Origin of the sequence: Ekhidna sp., from assembly GCF_964218185.1 — a bacterium.
GTDB lineage: Bacteria > Bacteroidota > Bacteroidia > Cytophagales > Cyclobacteriaceae > Ekhidna.
Map to the genome: position 1 here is coordinate 196,706 of NZ_CAXPLV010000001.1, position 16,884 is coordinate 213,589.

Annotated in this window: 18 protein-coding genes and 2 tRNA genes; 7 read left to right on the forward strand and 13 right to left on the reverse strand. The window is 41.4% G+C overall.

Translation table 11 applies throughout. The features are described from left to right. Nucleotides 1–3 precede the first annotated feature (3 nt). The 4 genes from ACEQZT_RS00935 to ACEQZT_RS00950 all read left to right on the forward strand — a co-directional run bounded on the left by ACEQZT_RS00935 (nucleotide 4) and on the right by ACEQZT_RS00950 (nucleotide 3,874). Nucleotides 4–1,356: an amidohydrolase gene (locus tag ACEQZT_RS00935; RefSeq protein WP_370086322.1), complete on the forward strand. Its 1,353-nt coding sequence runs from the start codon at nucleotides 4–6 to the stop codon at nucleotides 1,354–1,356. A 6-nt stretch (nucleotides 1,357–1,362) separates the two neighbouring features. Beyond that, nucleotides 1,363–2,658: an amidohydrolase family protein gene (locus ACEQZT_RS00940; RefSeq protein WP_370086324.1), complete on the forward strand. Its 1,296-nt coding sequence runs from the start codon at nucleotides 1,363–1,365 to the stop codon at nucleotides 2,656–2,658. 82 nt (nucleotides 2,659–2,740) lie between these two features. After that, on the forward strand, nucleotides 2,741–3,508 hold the full coding sequence (locus ACEQZT_RS00945; protein ID WP_370086325.1) for a patatin-like phospholipase family protein: 768 nt from the start codon (nucleotides 2,741–2,743) through the stop codon (nucleotides 3,506–3,508). A 3-nt stretch (nucleotides 3,509–3,511) separates the two neighbouring features. Continuing rightward, nucleotides 3,512–3,874, forward strand: coding sequence for an SdpI family protein (locus ACEQZT_RS00950; RefSeq protein WP_370086327.1), 363 nt, complete (start codon nucleotides 3,512–3,514; stop codon nucleotides 3,872–3,874). A 45-nt stretch (nucleotides 3,875–3,919) separates the two neighbouring features. Here ACEQZT_RS00950 and trxB read toward each other — a convergent pair whose 3' ends face one another. From trxB to ACEQZT_RS00975, 5 genes are all read right to left on the reverse strand, one after another. Next, nucleotides 3,920–4,870 carry a thioredoxin-disulfide reductase gene (trxB, locus tag ACEQZT_RS00955; protein WP_370086329.1) on the reverse strand — a complete coding sequence of 317 codons (951 nt, stop codon included), beginning with the start codon at nucleotides 4,868–4,870 and terminating at the stop codon, nucleotides 3,920–3,922. 105 nt (nucleotides 4,871–4,975) lie between these two features. Continuing rightward, nucleotides 4,976–7,135 (reverse strand): polyribonucleotide nucleotidyltransferase, encoded by a 2,160-nt coding sequence (gene pnp, locus ACEQZT_RS00960; RefSeq protein ID WP_370086331.1) that lies wholly within the window; start codon nucleotides 7,133–7,135, stop codon nucleotides 4,976–4,978. 83 nt (nucleotides 7,136–7,218) lie between these two features. Further along, entirely contained in the window at nucleotides 7,219–7,488 is a 270-nt protein-coding gene (rpsO, locus tag ACEQZT_RS00965; protein ID WP_370086333.1) for a 30S ribosomal protein S15, read from the reverse strand. 37 nt (nucleotides 7,489–7,525) lie between these two features. Then, nucleotides 7,526–9,280: an LptF/LptG family permease gene (locus ACEQZT_RS00970; protein WP_370086335.1), complete on the reverse strand. Its 1,755-nt coding sequence runs from the start codon at nucleotides 9,278–9,280 to the stop codon at nucleotides 7,526–7,528. Between the two features lie 125 nt (nucleotides 9,281–9,405). Further along, the gene (locus tag ACEQZT_RS00975; protein ID WP_370086337.1) at nucleotides 9,406–9,795 is read right to left on the reverse strand and encodes an START-like domain-containing protein; all 390 of its coding nucleotides are present in this window, start codon (nucleotides 9,793–9,795) and stop codon (nucleotides 9,406–9,408) included. 142 nt (nucleotides 9,796–9,937) lie between these two features. Between ACEQZT_RS00975 and ACEQZT_RS00980 the strand changes: the two genes are divergently transcribed. Both ACEQZT_RS00980 and ACEQZT_RS00985 read left to right on the forward strand, forming a co-directional pair. Then, nucleotides 9,938–10,011 (forward strand) — tRNA-Met (locus ACEQZT_RS00980). 16 nt (nucleotides 10,012–10,027) lie between these two features. Beyond that, on the forward strand, nucleotides 10,028–10,285 hold the full coding sequence (locus ACEQZT_RS00985) for a GIY-YIG nuclease family protein (protein ID WP_370086339.1): 258 nt from the start codon (nucleotides 10,028–10,030) through the stop codon (nucleotides 10,283–10,285). 56 nt (nucleotides 10,286–10,341) lie between these two features. On the opposite strand, the gene ACEQZT_RS00990 is transcribed toward ACEQZT_RS00985, so the two are convergent. From ACEQZT_RS00990 to ACEQZT_RS01010, 5 genes are read right to left on the reverse strand one after another with little or no spacing between them, the layout of a single operon-like run. Then, the gene (locus ACEQZT_RS00990) at nucleotides 10,342–11,193 is read right to left on the reverse strand and encodes a putative phage abortive infection protein (protein WP_372530116.1); all 852 of its coding nucleotides are present in this window, start codon (nucleotides 11,191–11,193) and stop codon (nucleotides 10,342–10,344) included. Nucleotides 11,194–11,229: 36 nt separating this feature from the next. Further along, a complete protein-coding gene (locus ACEQZT_RS00995) occupies nucleotides 11,230–11,655 on the reverse strand; it encodes a (4Fe-4S)-binding protein (protein WP_370086343.1) in 426 nt (141 codons plus the stop codon). A gap of 2 nt (nucleotides 11,656–11,657) precedes the next feature. Further along, complete coding sequence (locus ACEQZT_RS01000) at nucleotides 11,658–11,963, reverse strand: GNAT family N-acetyltransferase (RefSeq protein ID WP_370086345.1); 306 nt, start codon at nucleotides 11,961–11,963, stop codon at nucleotides 11,658–11,660. Beyond that, nucleotides 11,944–12,582 (reverse strand): pyridoxamine 5'-phosphate oxidase family protein, encoded by a 639-nt coding sequence (locus ACEQZT_RS01005; protein ID WP_370086347.1) that lies wholly within the window; start codon nucleotides 12,580–12,582, stop codon nucleotides 11,944–11,946. The genes ACEQZT_RS01000 and ACEQZT_RS01005 overlap by 20 nt, the downstream gene beginning before the upstream one ends. Nucleotides 12,583–12,585: 3 nt before the next feature. Next, a complete protein-coding gene (locus ACEQZT_RS01010) occupies nucleotides 12,586–12,888 on the reverse strand; it encodes a hypothetical protein (protein ID WP_370086349.1) in 303 nt (100 codons plus the stop codon). A gap of 187 nt (nucleotides 12,889–13,075) precedes the next feature. Between ACEQZT_RS01010 and ACEQZT_RS01015 the strand changes: the two genes are divergently transcribed. Beyond that, nucleotides 13,076–13,150: transfer RNA gene (locus ACEQZT_RS01015), tRNA-Pro, on the forward strand. A gap of 218 nt (nucleotides 13,151–13,368) precedes the next feature. Here ACEQZT_RS01015 and ACEQZT_RS01020 read toward each other — a convergent pair. The 3 genes from ACEQZT_RS01020 to ACEQZT_RS01030 are packed head-to-tail and all read right to left on the reverse strand — an operon-like array spanning nucleotide 13,369 to nucleotide 16,674. Further along, nucleotides 13,369–13,815 (reverse strand): response regulator, encoded by a 447-nt coding sequence (locus ACEQZT_RS01020; protein WP_370086351.1) that lies wholly within the window; start codon nucleotides 13,813–13,815, stop codon nucleotides 13,369–13,371. A gap of 40 nt (nucleotides 13,816–13,855) precedes the next feature. Continuing rightward, the gene (locus ACEQZT_RS01025; RefSeq protein WP_370086353.1) at nucleotides 13,856–14,263 is read right to left on the reverse strand and encodes a response regulator; all 408 of its coding nucleotides are present in this window, start codon (nucleotides 14,261–14,263) and stop codon (nucleotides 13,856–13,858) included. Beyond that, nucleotides 14,260–16,674: an ATP-binding protein gene (locus ACEQZT_RS01030; RefSeq protein ID WP_372530117.1), complete on the reverse strand. Its 2,415-nt coding sequence runs from the start codon at nucleotides 16,672–16,674 to the stop codon at nucleotides 14,260–14,262. The genes ACEQZT_RS01025 and ACEQZT_RS01030 overlap by 4 nt, the downstream gene beginning before the upstream one ends. Nucleotides 16,675–16,884: the final 210 nt, after the last annotated feature.

Below are 16,884 nucleotides of genomic sequence, written 5' to 3' on the forward strand. Positions count from 1 at the left end.
GACATGAAGAAATTACAAATACTAGCAATACTACTCCTGACTGCCTCATTCGTAATGGCACAGGACAAAGGCAGTGTGCTGATTAAAAACGGGACGGTACTGACCGTAACGAACGGCACACTTGAAAATACAGATGTCCTGATTCGGGATGGGAAGATTTCCAAGATCGGGCAAGGACTGAGCGCTCCGAGTGGAACAAAAACAATTGATGCGAATGGTATGTATGTGATGCCGGGTATCATAGATGCCCACTCGCACCTCGCATTGGATGCGGTGAATGAGGCAACCAGTCCGGTGACTGCTGAAGTTTGGGTTGGCGATGCGCTTGATCCATTGGATGTAGGCATCTACCAGGCACTAGCCGGCGGTGTTACTTCTGCACACTCCATGCACGGGTCTGCCAATGCAATTGGTGGACAATGCGAAACAGTGAAGTTCCGATACGGAGAAATTGATCCTGACAAAATGCGAATGGCTGGTGCTCCGCGTACCATCAAGTTTGCCCTGGGAGAAAACCCAACTCGAGTGCATGGAGGAGGAAACAACATCCTACCAAGAACCAGAATGGGTGTCGAGCATGTGATCAGAAGTTCTTTCCAGCAAGCCAAAGAATACATGGAGGCCTGGAACAAGTACAATGCTGATAAAAACAAAAAAGGATTTAAAGGCAAAGCACCAGCTTATGATCTAAGACTGGAAACGCTAGCTGATATCCTGAAAGGAAATATCATCATCCACTGCCACTCCTATCGTGCAGATGAAATCTATATGTTGATGCAGGTTTGCAAAGATTATGGCATTGATAAGCTGGTATTTCAGCATGTGAACGAAGGCTTTAAGGTAGCACCTGAGTTGGCTGAATTTGGAGCTGGAGCTTCCGTATTTGCAGACTGGTGGGCGTACAAATTTGAGGTGTACTATAGCACAGCTTATAATGCAGCTATTCTTACGAAAAATGGAGTAACTACCTCTATCAACTCTGATTCAGGCGAGCTTATCCGTCACCTGTACCACGAGGCAGCCAAGTCTCAGAAGTACGGAGGTCTTTCTGATGATGAAGCGCTTTCGCTAATCACAATCAACCCTGCCAAGCAGCTGGGAATTGATGCTCGAGTTGGTTCATTGGAGGAAGGAAAAGAAGGCGATGTAGCGATTTTTAAAAATCACCCGCTATCCATCTATGCCATTCCAATGATGACCATCGTAGATGGTATCGTGCGTTTCGATCGTGAAAATGATCCTGCAGACATGCGAATCTACCCTGATGCAGAAGAGAAAATCGATGTGACGCTTTGGGAAGCTGAAGATCATGATCGATGCATGCAGAATACAGAATTTTTGTTCACTGATAAATAAGATATCATGATAAAGAACATAAAAAATATAATGACACTAGCACTTGTGGCAGTAGCCGGACTAGCCTTCGGACAAATCCCAAGTGCAGAGACAGGTACGTTTGCATTGACTAATGCGACCATTGAAACAGTCACGAAAGGAACCATTCAAAATGGAACACTCATCATTTCCGATGGTAAAATTACTGATGTTGGTGCAGGTGTAAGCATCCCTCAAGGAGCCAAAACAATTGACTGCTCAGGGCTGACAATCTATCCTGGAATGATTGATGGTGGAACTCAGGTAGGGCTCGTAGAGGTAAGCTCTGATCCTAGGACAAGAGATAATAATGAGATTGGAGATGTAATCCCCCACATTCAAGCTTTGACTGCTGTTAATCCTAGTTCGGTAATTCTGCCTGTAACGCGGGTGAACGGAGTAACCACTGCATTGACTATGCCTTCAGGTGGATTATTTCCGGGCACTGCAGCTTTGATCAACTTACACGGATACACCCCGGATCAGATGTATGCGGGATTCAAGGGTGTCGTATTGAATTTCCCCACCACAGGCCGAAGAGGTCGATGGGATCGTCGTTCAGATGATGACATCAAAAAAGCAGCTGAGAAATCCTTGAAGCAGCTAAATGATGTGTGGGACAAAGCAGTACAGTACCACAAAATTGATTCAGCTACAGGTGGCAAGGATCAGCCGTACTACCCTGAGATGGAAGCACTACTTCCTGTTGTTCGTGGAGAGATGAAATTACTGGTGAATGTAAATTCCGCCAATGATATCAAATCTGCTTTGAAGTGGATTGAGGAGAAAGGTGCTGATGCGATCATCTGTGGAGCGGCTGAAGGCTGGAGAGTTGCGGATGAAATTGCGAAAGCGGGAATTCCTGTAATCACCGGTCCGGTGCTAAGCAATCCAACGCGTGATTATGATCGATACGATCGTCCATACGCCAACGCTGGAGCCATGCAAAAAGCTGGTGTGAAAGTAGCAGTACGGACCAATGATATGGAAAACACTCGAAACCTCCCCTACCATGCAGGATTTGCTGCGACGTATGGTATGGGGAAAGAAGAGGCGTTAAAAGCTGTTACAATTATTCCGGCAGAAATCTTCGGTGTAGCTGATATGTACGGTTCATTAGAGAAAGGCAAAGTTGCCAATCTGTTTGTAACTGATGGAGATCCATTTGAAACTAAAACACAGGTAAAATATGTGTTTATAGACGGATGGAATATCCCGATGGTAAGCAGACATACACAACTCTATGAGGAATACCTCAACAGAGCTCCGGGCGTTGAAAAATAATTTTACATTAAAAAAATAAATAAAGCCTCTTGAATTTCAAGGGGCTTTTTTATTTAGAGTGAACCTATGCTACTTTAGGTAAATGTTTGAACCAGGGGATAAAAATTACAAAATAGGAATTGCTTTAGGAGGGGGTGGTGCCAGAGGATTTGCCCATTTGGGAGTGTTACAAGCTCTTTATGAAAAAGACATCAAACCTGATGTCATATCGGGCGTTAGTGCGGGGGCTATCGCTGGAGCTTTCATTGCATCAGGTCACTCACCAAAAGAAGCGTTTGACATCATCAAAGAGTATAAGTTCACAGGGATTTCAGAATTGACAATCCCAAAGACTGGCCTGCTTAGCTCAGCGAAAATGAAATCACGACTCTTAAAAAAAATTCCGGTTGAAAAGCTGGAAGATCTGGAAATCCCGTTGGTCATCTGTGTCAGCAATATGCTAGATGGAAAACCCGAATACCTTACAGAGGGTCCGCTGGCTGATATAGTTCAGGCATCAGCCTCAATCCCTGTTTTGTTTAGTCCCGTCGAACTCAATGGAAAGTTGTACTCGGATGGTGGAATCTTTGATAATGTACCCATTAAGCCACTGAAAAAAACCTGTGAAAAAGTGATTGGTGTAAGCATCAGTCCAATCCAACAGATTGAGGAACTAACAAGTCTGATTCAAGTAACGACACGAATGTTTCAGCTTGCTGTTAATCCGGGGACAGGTGAATTGGAGAATCAATGCGACCTATTTATCGAACCACCAGATTTGTGTAACTACGACATTATGGATACCAAGCACGCACAGGAAATTTTTGATATTGGCTATGATTTCACCAAGGAACTTGACATAAAATTTTAGACGATGAGTGCAACGATGATCCTCAGCAATCTGGCTGTCGGACCACTTTTATTGGCTTTCGCAATACTGTTCAAAGTGTTCCCTCCCAAAAAGATCAATGCCTTATACGGCTATCGTACCCCTCGATCCATGAAATCACAAGAATCGTGGAATGCGGCAAACCAGTATGCCAATGACCTGATGATGTGGGTGGCCATCATCACAATTATATTTCAGATAGGCTTGCACTTTCTCTTTCCACGGGCTGTTGCGATTCTTACATCCTGTGGCATTATGACAGCTCTATTAGTAGGTAGTCTATTTGTAGTCGAAAATTTCCTTAAAAGAAATTTTGACGAAAATGGCGTAAGAAAGTCCGGACAATAAAAAAGCCAGACTTATGTCTGGCTTCAATATCAAAATAATTTCTGATTAAGCTTCTGCCATCTCCACTTCTTTCTCTGCCAGCCACTTCTCTGCATCAAGTGCACCCATGCAGCCTGTTCCAGCTGCAGTAACTGCCTGACGATAAACCTTATCCATGGCATCACCAGTTGCAAAAACACCTGGAATATTAGTTTTTGAAGTTCCTGGCACTGCTTTAATGTATCCTTGCTCATCCATATCAATCCATCCTTTGAAGATGTCCGTATTTGGCTTATGACCGATCGCCACAAAGAACCCTTGAGCCTCAATCACTTTCTCCTCACCTGTTTGAGTATTCACTACCCTTACTCCTTCTACTTCTTCGTCACCAAGCACTTCCTTGGTTTCTGTATTCCAAAGGATCTCAATATTTGGTGCATTCTTCACCCGCTGCTGCATGATTTTCGAGGCACGCATTTCATCTCTTCTCACCAGCATGTAAACTTTGTTTACAATCTTAGAAAGGTAGCTTGCCTCTTCTGCTGCTGTATCTCCTGCTCCTACAATCACTACATCCTGACCTCTGAAAAAGAACCCGTCACAAACCGCACATGCCGATACCCCTTTGCCGTTCAGTCGCTGCTCACTTTCCAAACCAAGCCACTTAGCTGATGCACCCGTAGAGATTATCACCGCCTCTGCTTCGATCTCTGTTTTCTCATCAACGGTAACTTTATGTGGCCATCCACTGAAATCCACCGAGGTGATCATTCCACTTCTTACATCTGTACCGAATCGCTCTGCTTGCTTTTGGAAATCTATCATCATTTGTGGTCCCATCACACCGTCCGGGTAGCCTGGGTAGTTCTCTACATCGTTGGTAATTGTGAGCTGACCACCAGGCTGACCACCCTGATACAAAACTGGCTTTAAGCCTGCTCTTGCAGCATATACTGCCGCTGTAAAACCCGCAGGACCTGAACCTATGATCAATACTTTTACTTTTTCTGTTGGCATGTTTCTTTTTCTTCTTTTATAAAAAAATGGTGTCCTGTTCAGAACACCATCTTATTCGTTTTTGTGCCACTAGGGCAAATTAAAATTTCTAAAGTGTCCTGAAGCTTACTCTTCTACTTTTTCAGCAGGTTTTTCTTCTCTAGGAGGTCTAGGCAAAAGCACTTTTCTCGAAAGTTTGAATTTACCAGTTCGCTTATCAATATCGATCAATTTCACTTTGATCTCTTCGCCTTCTTCCATCACGTCAGCAACGTTTTCTACCCGCTCCCACTTGATTTCAGAGATGTGAAGCAATCCATCTTTTCCAGGAAGGAACTCAACAAATGCTCCAAATGGCATGATGGACTTCACTTTACCATCGTACACTTCACCTACTTCCGGTTGCTGAACGATCGCTTTAATTCGGGCCATCGCATTGTTCAACGACTCTCCATCTACTGCGAAGATGCTAACCTTGCCACCTTTCTCGTCTTCCTCGATATTGACAGTAGCACCTGACTCCTTCTGAATCTCCTGGATGATCTTTCCTCCAGGCCCGATCACAGCACCAATCAACTCTCTGTCAATTCTCAACTGCTCCATTCTAGGTGCATGAGATTTAAGTTCTGCTCTTGGCTCAGTAATCGCCTTAGCCATTTCACCAAGGATATGAAGTCTTCCTCTTTTCGCTTGGTCCAATGCTTGCGCAAGCACTTCGTAAGAAAGTCCGTCTACTTTGATATCCATCTGACAAGCGGTGATACCTTCGGTGGTACCGGTCACTTTAAAGTCCATATCACCAAGATGATCTTCATCACCAAGGATGTCAGAAAGGATCGCATATTTTCCAGTCTCGCTATCCGAGATCATACCCATAGCAATACCTGAAACAGGTCGCTTCAATTTGATACCCGCATCCATCAGTGCCATCGTTCCTGCGCACACTGTCGCCATAGATGATGATCCGTTAGACTCAAGGATATCAGAAACCACACGTACCGTGTAAGGATTTCCTTCATCTTCTGTTGGGATCATTGGCTTCAATGCTCTCATAGCCAAATTACCATGACCTACTTCTCTTCTTCCAGGACCTCTGTTTGGCCTTACTTCACCTGTAGAAAACCCGGGGAAGTTGTAGTGCAAGATGAATTTGTTGTATCCGGAGAACATCGCTCCATCAATCATTTGCTCATCCAGCTTAGTACCAAGAGTCACGGATGTTAATGACTGAGTTTCACCTCTGGTGAACACTGCTGATCCGTGAGCAGATGGAAGGTAGTCAACCTCCGACCAGATTGGTCTGATCTCGTCAGGCTTACGCCCATCGATTCTTTCCTGAGAATCAAGAACAAAGTTTCGAACTGCCTCCTTTTCAATGTCATGGAAGTATTTTCCAAGTAAGAAGTCATTCATTTCTTCCAATTGCTCCTCAGAGAACTGACCTATCCACTCCTCATATACCGCCTTGAAGGCTTCTTTTCTTTCAGACTTGTTAGGGTTTTTCTTAGCCGCAACATCATAAAGCTTTTGATACATTGCTTTATGCATGGTAGCTTTCAATTCCTCATCTTTTGGCTCGTGATCGTACTCTCGCTTCTCGGTTGTCCCCGCTTCTTTAGCTAGCTCTTCCTGAATCGCACACTGTACTTTGATTTCTTCGTGTGCTTTCTTGATGCCTTCAAGCATTTCAGATTCGTCTACTTCTTTAGACTCACCCTCCACCATCATAATGTTATCCGCTGTTCCAGCAACAATTAAGTCAAGTGTAGCTGTAGCAATTTCTTCCGGAGAAGGGTTCACCTTGTACTCTCCATCAATTTTGGCAACTCTCACTTCTGAGATTGGTCCTCCGAATGGAATATCCGAAACGGAAATTGCTGCTGATGCTGCAAGTGCTGCGAGTGCATCCGGCATAATATCTTTATCTGCAGAGATCAACTGGATGAATACCTGAGTGTCTGCATGATAGTCTGAAGGAAATAATGGTCGAAGTGCTCTATCTACCAATCGACAGATCAAGACTTCATAGTCTGAAAGCTTTCCTTCTCTTTTCAAAAATCCGCCAGGAATCTTTCCTGCTGATGCGAATTTTTCCTGATAGTCTACTGAAAGTGGCAAGAAATCCACTCCTTCTTTGGCTTCCTTAGAAGAAACCACTGTAGCCAAGAGCTTGGCTTTTCCCATACTAACGACAACAGATCCATCCGCCTGCTTTGCAAGCTTTCCTGTTTCAATGGATACTTCCCTGCCGTCCGATAGTTGGAAGGTTTTTGTAATTACGTTCATAATAAATTGATAAAAAGGGCACGTTTTGCCCCTTGGTGTTTACAATCAAAAAAGGGAATCAGAAATGTGATCCCCTTTAATTTTTATTTTCTGATGTTAAGCTTCGCGATGATGCTACGATATCTCTCGATATCATTCTTGTGTAGATAATCAAGCAATCTTCTTCGCTTACCTACCAGTCTCAAAAGACCTAATCTTGATGCATGGTCTTTCTTCTGTGTTTTCAAGTGGTCAGTCAGGTGATTGATTCGGGTTGTGAACAATGCAATTTGAGACTCAGGAGACCCTGTGTCCTTCACTGACTTACCATGCTCTTTAAAAATTTCTTCCTTTTTTTCTTTTGCTAGATACATTCTAAAATCGTCTACCTCTTTTTATTGAAGCGCAAATTTACGCTTTGTTCTTATTCCGAGCAAATCTTCTCTTAAGCTTTTCAAAGCCTATTCTGTAAGCGTCCAATTCAAAAAGTCTGGCATCTACCCTTGCCTGCTTTAAAAAGAACAAACCAAATGGCAACAGGATCATATCAGACATCCACACAGCAATGTATGGATTCATTGCTCCTTCCTTGGCTTGCTTCTCTCCAATACTGGTGAACACATAGTAGATAATGAAAAAGAAAATAGCAATAATGGTAGGCACTCCTAAGCCTCCTTTTTTGATAATTGCCCCAAGAGGTGCTCCAATCAGAAACATGAGGATGCAAGCCAGCGCTTGTGCGTACTTCTTATACTTTTCAATGGTATAGAGGTTTGCGTCCTTTTGATACTGATAAACTCTTGTCTTGGCTGAATTTAAGTTAACCTTCACATTCCTTGCTTTGTTTAGAGCAGTGGAGTACACTGGCTTCATATTCTTCAACTTGTCATCAAGATATCCATCCAGATGTCCCCAGTTGAGTGTATCAATCTTACCTATGTCGAAGGTGGCACTTCTCTGCTTTATTCTTTTATTGGTAAGCTGTGGTTTTACATCCGGCAATTCTTTTTCTGCCAAAGCAGCCCTTTTTTGAGAAATTTCATCTGTATTCTCTTGCTCATTTTCTTGTAATTGCAAATCCACAAGATTAAAACTAGCGGTATCCTGTTTTGGCCAAAGGCTTTCTACTCCAGGTACATGCTGCTTCTTTTCTTTTGGCAGCTGCTGACGAAATATCCAATCCGGGAAAAATGATGCTGAAACCTGATTAATCACAAAATCCTCAGTAGTATCACTTTTTATGTTTGATTTTTTCAGAATCTGCTCTTTATTCAGCATGTGGTAATCAAAATACCTTCTTGATGTTTCGATGAAATTTGCCTTCTGCCTCACCACCATCATTTTAAAAGAATCGATATCATGAGTTAGCTCATTGATATTTTTCATCTGCCTGTTGTTCTGGAAGAGCTCCTCTTTCCTCCGCTTCAGGTCAAATGAAGCAAGACTAAATACCATGTCCATTTTGTGGTATTCAGTTCTGTAGAATCTATCAATCGCACTTTTGGACACAGACTCCTCTGTGTAATAATGGCCATTATAAAGCTCTAGCTTCAGATATCGATCATCAAGAATGGTATACATTAAACTTGAATCGGCTAGAATTACTGTCTTATTTCCACGCCCGGCAGAATGATCATAAATGATGACATCAATAAGCGTGCGCCCATCCGGAAGTTTATCCTTCGCCTTGATGCTATAATTGGGAATACCATTGTAGAAAGCTCCCGCCTTAATATCTAGTGCTGGCTTGGTATGTTTGATATCGTAAAGAAGGCTGTATGCTTTCAGGTTGGCAGCCGGAATGGTGAAATTATTGAAAAAGTATGCCCCGATAGATAGCACGAATACAAATAAGAATATTGGTCTCAAGGTTCTCAAGAGAGATATTCCGGAGCTCTTGATGGCAGTAAGCTCAAAGTTTTCTCCCAAATTCCCAAAGGTCATCAGAGAAGCCACTAGTACCCCAAGTGGAAGTGCAATCTGAAGCATATTGAGAGAGAAGTAGAAAAGAAGCTCCGCAAAAACAGTGAAGCCAAGATTCTTCCCAACAAAATCATCGAAGTATTTCAGAAGATACTGAACCAGTAGAATGAAGTTGGAAACTGCTGTGGTAAGCAGAAAGGGTCCTATAAAGGACTTGAGCATAAGTATATCCAACTTTTTCATCGTGTATCTAAAATTCTTAGGGAATTTGCATGACAACCCTGCAGTAATCATGCCCACTCACCGAATCGCAAAACTAGAAAATTGGATGGTAGCAAGAAAGGTACCAGAAGGATACGTTTTAGGAATTACCCACCAACGATTTCTTTCAAATCATGAATGAGCGTTTCCCAAAGCTCGCTGGCTTCTTCCTCATCCATATCAGAATAATCAGTAATGCGGACATAGACCGACTGGGTAAGTTCATTCATTTCGATCTTAAACTCGAAGAAATTAGTATCCTCATCATCCTCATCATCTACTACATCAAAGCGTACATGGTGATTGGTTCTGTTAGAGGTTAATTTGGCCTTTGTTTCGTCTCCATCCCAGATAAAAGTGTAGACTTTATCTTCATTATTGATATTCACATCATCGGCAAACCACTGCGCCAAACCCGATGCAGTACTGAAATACGGGTATAGCATCTTCTTAGATGCATTGAATTCGAACTCCCCTACATATTTATGCTTAGCCATACGCTCTGAAATTTTTGATAAGGTAAAAAAAAAATCTATTCCAACAAGCCCATGGCAGAAAAGAAATCTTTTATAGATTTGCGTTCCTTTTTGAGGGACAGGTCAGGAAGTTGATCAAAATTCTTTCTAAAAAAGTGTAAATGGCGTGGTAGCTCAGTTGGTTAGAGCGTCGGATTCATAACCCGGAGGTCGGGAGTTCAAATCTCCCCCACGCTACTTCCTCACAGTTCACATGCGTTATTTCATATACGCTCTGTATTCATCCACCTACAACAAAATTTACATTGGAAGAACTTCCAATATCAAGGCTAGATTGATGAGCCATTATTATACGGGCACAAAAGGCTATACCTTGAGATATCGTCCTTGGAAATTGGTTTACCTAGAAAGATGCGAAGATTTGAAAACATCAATGGTTAGGGAAAAACAATTAAAGTCAGCTCAAGGACGGGCATTTGTTTGGAATATTATCAAAAAAAGTTTTTCCTAGTCGGATTCTTATCCGCCAACTGGCGGACGGGAGTTCAAATCTCCCCCACGCTACTTTTAATATTCTCTTCTAAACGCCTCCTTATCAATCTTTTGTAAATGATAAGGATCTACATCAGATACAGCCCGCTCGTTGATTTTCTCAAACATATGATTGTCTTCTATAATCTCAATTAGTTGAGGATTCTTAGACACAAGAATGATGTAATAGAAATGAACCTGAACCTCCTGCTCAGTAAAATGAGACTTTACAATATTGTAATAGAAGGATGGATCATGACTCTTATTCTTGATGAAAAGTAACAACGCCTTGTAGTTTTCAAGGTAATGCTGGAAGGTGTTTTTATAGCCTTCAAAAACCGCAATGAATGTGTTTTCAAAAGACTGATCTGAAGGGCTAAGACTTCCGGCATCTGCTTTCCTCCTCTTTTTAAGTTTATCAGTTTCCTTTTTAAAGTCTACATACAATTCATCAAAGGCATTCTGTGATTTTGAATTCGAATTTATCTTTGTGTTCCTAATGTGATTGGCCGCATTGATATGGAAGTTCAATAACTGAAAAAAGGTGTTTTCAAATTGCTGAATTGCAATCGTACGGGACTGATCTTCCATAATCTTTCTGCTTTCATGGAGTTCCATGCGCTGCAGAACAAGTTCTCTTTTTTGATAAATCAAGGCTAAGAAAAAGAGGATTACTCCGGCTAAGGCCCAAATGGGACCAACGGTTCCTCCCAAGAATTCACCAGCCATCCCTAGCAAGGTTCTATCCTGCCAGATATCTTCACTGAAGCCCTTCATTTTTATTATGAATATGTAGCATAGCCACAGTCCCAGACCGATAGCTACAAATGCACAGAATGCCAGGAGGTTAGCAAATATGTCGCCCCAATTGGGCTTTATTTTTTTCAACTTCACGATTTGGTGATTTGGGTTAGGTGATTAAAATTACTTTTCAAATTCGATTTTTTTATGACTTCCGTCGCAATAGGGTTTATTTGATGAGGCTCCACATCTGCAAAAGGCAGTAACCCGATGTTTAGAATTCTCGGTCCCATCATGATGTTTTACTTTAATGTTTCCATAAACCATCAGTGGACCTCCCTTCGTGACCTCCACGATTTGTTCATCTTCGATATTATCTGAATCTACTGACTCATTTTTCAACTTGTATGAAAGTGCTCCGGATGGACACCTGTCGATTTGCTCTTTTATGGTTTTATCAGAGGCTCCATCCACATTCACCCACGGACGCAATTTCGGATTAAATACTTGGGGTAGACCTTTAAAACAAACCTCTGAATGAATGCATTTTTCAGGCTTCCAGATCACTGAAAGCTCCTTACTTTCGTACTCTTTTACTTTTTCGGACATACCTACAATTTAGCTTTTTCCGATAACAAATGCCCGTAATCTTCACGATGATCCTGCAGAAAAGACCTCACAAAAGGGCAAAGCGGAATAATCTGACATCCATGATTTTCGATGATTTCCAGCGACTCACGAACAAGCTTATGTCCTACCCCTTGTCCACCTAACTTCTCAGGAACTTCTGTATGAACCATGTATACGTCACCTGATTTACCTATCTTATAATCAAGGAACGCCATTTCATCATCGACCTTTATTTCAAAGCGATGCTTTTCACTATTGTCTCTGGTTTTAAGGCTTGCCAGATCCATCAATCAATCTCTTAATGTAGTCTGGCAACTCCTTTTCCACCGGCAATTGATGGTCAATTACAGGTGTTCCGTATTTCCTTTCTACCGGAATAATGCCACACCATGCCGCATCCTCCTTCATCGTAACGTTCACATCCCCTACTCGAATTTTTGCTGCCGCATTATCAAGCGACAATCGAGCAATTTTGGTAATAGAAACTTGCTCCGGTGTTGGCTCTCCTACATCAGCTATCCTACCTGGGATATATCTATCAGTAAACAAATTGAAAAACTTAAGTTTCTCTTCCGGATCTACGATTTCTGTCACATGTGAAAAGCCAATCACCGACCGGTAATTGAATGAATGATCGAAAGCCGTAGGAGACAGCACCAAAGCATCCAGGTGGGTGATTGAAAAACTCACTTCCTGATCAAGGATACAATCAATGAATCTACTTTTGGCAGAGGCGTGGATATAAAGGTCGTCACCTACACGTGCAAATCCTGTTGGAATCTGGTGAGGTATGCCTTCTCTCACGAAAGCTATGGTACAAAAAAGACCTTCATCAATAATTTGATACAAGGTCTCTTTGTCTTCCGTACCCCTACTTGGATACCGAGATGGTTTTGTATTCGCCATATTTTAGGTCAAGAGAATCAACAAAAGCAAGATGATAATAATCGCTCCAATGGAAATGGAAACCTTGCTATCTAAACCAGCTTGCTTCAGCTCCTTCTTGATTTCTTTCACCTCTACCTTTAAAGCTGCCTTTTCTTCCTTATCCATGTCGGAGAAATCCATCTGCCAGATTTCCTGAACTCTATTTTCCAACTGCTCTACTCTTTCGTTTGCCTCCGTGTTTTTTGGATCAGTATCATTTGCAGATGCTGAAAGAGAAGTAAGGGAAATCAATCCAATAAATGCCAGGTATTTAATTTTTTTCATAGTTAGTTTTTTAAATGATTCAATTGCATATAAAAGTAATGAAGATGAAGATAATCCAAATGTTTGATGAGTTAATATGATGTTTTGTCAGGCTTAAAGTTTTTTTAAGGGAAAAAATTCCAAGGCTATGCTGAATTTTAAAAATTGAATTTCTACATTTGCGTTCCGTTTTCGGAACGGAGCTGTTCGGGGTATAGCGCAGTCCGGTTAGCGTACCTGCTTTGGGAGCAGGGGGTCGTAGGTTCGAATCCTACTACCCCGACAAATTCAAGGGATGATTGTTAGTGCAGTCATCCCTTTTTTATTGACCTAAACTCATGAACCTACGACGGGTCGTAGCACTGGCCGTGCGTCACTAGCCGTGCGCGTGCGAATCCTACTACCCCGACAAATACCAGTCAGTCAATGGTTTCTGAAATGAAACGAAAAAAGGAAGCTAATGCTTCCCTTTTACTCGTATTGACACCATACAAAAAAATATTATGCGGTCATCCTTGACAGTGAGCTTCCATTAAAATTTTCGCTTTGAGAATAACTCAAGCTTTCTTCGATCGTATTAAGCAATTCTTCACTAGACCATGGTTTATGCATCACTTTTCGCAAGTCTGCTTGCTCAAACGCTCTTTCAATATCCTCGTCCTGAGCCATGCCAGTAAGCATTACCTTCACAATGTCGGGGTATTTACTATGCACCTCAGTAAGAAATTGGTCACCCCGCATACCAGGCATGATCTGGTCTGAGATAATTAAATGGGGTCTTACATTTCCTTCATTTCTAAGTTCATCTATTATCTCAAGTCCTTCTTCACCACTCTCTGCCAACTCAATCTGACACTCCCCCTTAAAGTGATTTTGAATTTGAATCTTGAGACACTCAAGGATGATTTTCTCGTCATCCACGCAAAGAATAATTGGTGTTTCTCTCATGCTGATGTTTTTTTTAATTGCATTTTCCATATCTGCTGCTTTAATTTTTGAATTCTAAACCTTTCTTGATTGAATCAATTAGCTCTGATTTTGACCATGGTTTATGAATAACCTTGTATAAACCTGCATTGTCAAATGCATTATCTATGGCAGACTGGTCAGCCTGACCAGTGAGCATGATCTTCACTATTTTAGGGTGTTTTTTATGTACTTCTTCAAGAAATTCATCTCCTTTAATATTGGGCATAAGCCAGTCAGAAACAATCAATAGAAGACTTACTCCACTATCTACCAGCTCATCTATGATTTCATATCCTTCATCTGCGCTTTCAGCAAGCTCTACTTTGAAGGTTGAATCGAACTCTTCATTTATTTGTGACTTTAAACTATCCAGGATGATTTTCTCATCATCTATGCATAATATAGCTTTATCTGATTGGTCTCTCATTTACTAATTTGTTTTGGTAGTTTGATAAAGAATTTGGTTCCAAGCTCGCTCGTTTCAAACCATATTAATCCTTTATGCTTCTTAACGATTTTCTTAACTATGTCCAAGCCAAGTCCACTTCCTTCACCGGCAGGTTTGGTAGTGAAAAAGGTCTTGAAAATCTGAGGTTGAATTTTAGGAGGGATACCTGGCCCAGAGTCTTTGATGGCTATGATAACCTCCTCCTTATCCTCCTCTATGATAATCTCTAATTCTCCTGAATACTCCATTGCCTGCATGGCATTATGGATAAGGTTGGTCCACACTTGAATAAGCCTGTCCGGCTGACAATGAACCATCACCTTCTGGTCAGGGAAAACCTTAGTCACATTGATACCCCTCTTTATCTGGTTGTGATAAAGAACCAATACAGTTTCAATATTTTGGCAAATATCTACTTCCTCTACTTCGTGACTCTCCTCAAATCTTGAGTATGACTTAAGCGCAAAGACTGTTTTACTTGCCTTTTGCACCGCCAACTCAATATTCTTAGCAGCATTTGACTCGTTATTCAAATGGTAAGCCAAATCCAAAATGTGTTCGCTATCGTTGTGTAAGATCAGGTCTTTGAATGCATCCAGTTCATCTCTTACATTCATAACCACCAACCTATCGGCCAACCCTCTGCTATTTTCTACGTCCCATGAATCAAGTGTATTCATCAGCTCCTTTCTTAGCGCACGCTCTTCACGAGTTGATAATCTCTCTTTTTGTTTTGCCCCTTCCTTTAAAAGACTAAATAACATTTTAACTTCCTCCTCACCGAGCACAGATTGTAAGTTTTTTAGAAGCTCCAGTGATTTCCAAAATGAGTCTTGAAGGGAACCAATAGAAGCATTGATTGCTCCGAGCGGCGTATTGATTTCGTGTGCAACACCAGCTGAAATCTGCCCGAGAGAGGCCAGCTTCTCACTTTCTATCAGTTGATTTTGAGTTGTTTGTAAGTGATCAATTGTGTCCTCCAGTTCTTTGGTTCTATCTTTCACTTTTTTCTCCAAACTCTTATTGCTAGCCGATAGCACCATCTCACTTTGCTTAAGTGTATTGATGTCTTGGAACAATCCTTTTAGCGCGACAACTTTATCATCCTCAATAACTGCCTGCCCAATTGCCCGCACCCAAATTTCTTTATTGCTAGAGGTAACTAAGATGCACTCAACATCCCAGCTTTTACCTTTTGTAATCGCCTCTTCCACTACCTTAGAAATTATCTCCCGATAGTCAGGGTGGTAGTAATTGATTGCATCCTCTACGCTGATTTCTGTACCTTTCTCTACTTCATGAACATCGTATACCACATCACTCCATACCACCTCATTTCTCTCAATGTAATATTCCCATGTTCCAATCTGCGCAAGGTGTGATAGCTCAAAAATTGTTTCAGATTGAATGCGAGCTGTCTCTTTCACATTATTCAAATCTTCTTTGAGTTTCTCGGTTTCAGTGAGAATTTCTGTCATCTGAATAACTCCACCTATACTCCCATCTGTATCATACCATGGCAAAAGCTCAGTCCTACAAGTCTCTGTTCTGCCGTTTATAACAATTGTTTCTTTTTCTTTTTTAATTATTTGACCACTCAAAGCATCCTGATAGTATTTTAATCTTTCAGGCATCTTGTGTAATTCTGGAAATAAGTCATAATGAGATTTCCCGATAACTTCGACCCTTTGAGTGTTATAATCCTTATTCCACTTCTCATTGACCATCAAATAATTCAATTTCGAATCAAGCATAGCAATTGATCTTGGACTGGATTTCAGAAATAGGTCAAACAAGTCCTGAAGCTTTTTACGATGTTCGATTTCTTCCTCCATTTCTGCAGGACTCTTATACTTTAAAGCCATGGGTATCACGATTCCTAAAACCACAGCTGTGCCCATGGAAACCACTCCGGTGATCAATTTGACAAAGCCACTAAGCCGATACATTGGATCCCAGAATAGAATCACATCTATCAAATGTGTCAATCCACACAGGAGAATGAAAGAACCAAAAAGGGCAACCAGCCATTTCATCTTTCCAAGACGTTTTTTTCTGATATACCACAATAACATAATTGGTATAGACAGGTATGCCAAGAAAATCGATAGGTCAGAAAAGATATAGAGCCATCCTTCGTTTTCGGCCCAATCACCACACGTCCATCTGGCAGGCCATCTGGAGTTATCCAGAAGATTACCAAAGTACTCGGTAAACCCTATGGATGCAGAGGGCTGGATATGAGTAGTGCAGGTGGTAACTGAAGATGTTAATGGGATTAGTGGTTGTTGTATATTTTGCTCTTCAGGTGAATTTGCATTGCTAAAAAAGAAACTTAGAATTAAAGATAATAATATTAAGACCTTGCGAATATTTAGCAAGCAGGACATGTGCTCCGGAAGCCTAAGGTTTTTACTCCCTAATTTGCTAAATCGATTATTTATAGTTTCGAATGGTGGCATAATCAAACGCTTTATATTAAAAGCCAACACTAAATAAGGTAGATGCCAACAAAGGGGGTGATTATAATCGCTGAGTGGGAGAGAATCCTCGTTAGTCGAAATAATTCGATCGTTCGGGGAGAATTCCACTACTTATAA

Coding starts and splice junctions, on each gene's coding strand:
- ACEQZT_RS00935 (WP_370086322.1), top strand. CDS start 4: ATGAAGAAATTACAAATACTAGCAATACTACTCCTGACTGCCTCATTC.
- ACEQZT_RS00940 (WP_370086324.1), top strand. CDS start 1,363: ATGATAAAGAACATAAAAAATATAATGACACTAGCACTTGTGGCAGTA.
- ACEQZT_RS00945 (WP_370086325.1), top strand. CDS start 2,741: ATGTTTGAACCAGGGGATAAAAATTACAAAATAGGAATTGCTTTAGGA.
- ACEQZT_RS00950 (WP_370086327.1), top strand. CDS start 3,512: ATGAGTGCAACGATGATCCTCAGCAATCTGGCTGTCGGACCACTTTTA.
- trxB (WP_370086329.1), bottom strand. CDS start 4,870: ATGCCAACAGAAAAAGTAAAAGTATTGATCATAGGTTCAGGTCCTGCG.
- pnp (WP_370086331.1), bottom strand. CDS start 7,135: ATGAACGTAATTACAAAAACCTTCCAACTATCGGACGGCAGGGAAGTA.
- rpsO (WP_370086333.1), bottom strand. CDS start 7,488: ATGTATCTAGCAAAAGAAAAAAAGGAAGAAATTTTTAAAGAGCATGGT.
- ACEQZT_RS00970 (WP_370086335.1), bottom strand. CDS start 9,280: ATGAAAAAGTTGGATATACTTATGCTCAAGTCCTTTATAGGACCCTTT.
- ACEQZT_RS00975 (WP_370086337.1), bottom strand. CDS start 9,795: ATGGCTAAGCATAAATATGTAGGGGAGTTCGAATTCAATGCATCTAAG.
- ACEQZT_RS00985 (WP_370086339.1), top strand. CDS start 10,028: ATGCGTTATTTCATATACGCTCTGTATTCATCCACCTACAACAAAATT.
- ACEQZT_RS00995 (WP_370086343.1), bottom strand. CDS start 11,655: ATGTCCGAAAAAGTAAAAGAGTACGAAAGTAAGGAGCTTTCAGTGATC.
- ACEQZT_RS01000 (WP_370086345.1), bottom strand. CDS start 11,963: ATGGATCTGGCAAGCCTTAAAACCAGAGACAATAGTGAAAAGCATCGC.
- ACEQZT_RS01005 (WP_370086347.1), bottom strand. CDS start 12,582: ATGGCGAATACAAAACCATCTCGGTATCCAAGTAGGGGTACGGAAGAC.
- ACEQZT_RS01010 (WP_370086349.1), bottom strand. CDS start 12,888: ATGAAAAAAATTAAATACCTGGCATTTATTGGATTGATTTCCCTTACT.
- ACEQZT_RS01020 (WP_370086351.1), bottom strand. CDS start 13,815: ATGAGAGAAACACCAATTATTCTTTGCGTGGATGACGAGAAAATCATC.
- ACEQZT_RS01025 (WP_370086353.1), bottom strand. CDS start 14,263: ATGAGAGACCAATCAGATAAAGCTATATTATGCATAGATGATGAGAAA.
- ACEQZT_RS01030 (WP_372530117.1), bottom strand. CDS start 16,674: ATGTCCTGCTTGCTAAATATTCGCAAGGTCTTAATATTATTATCTTTA.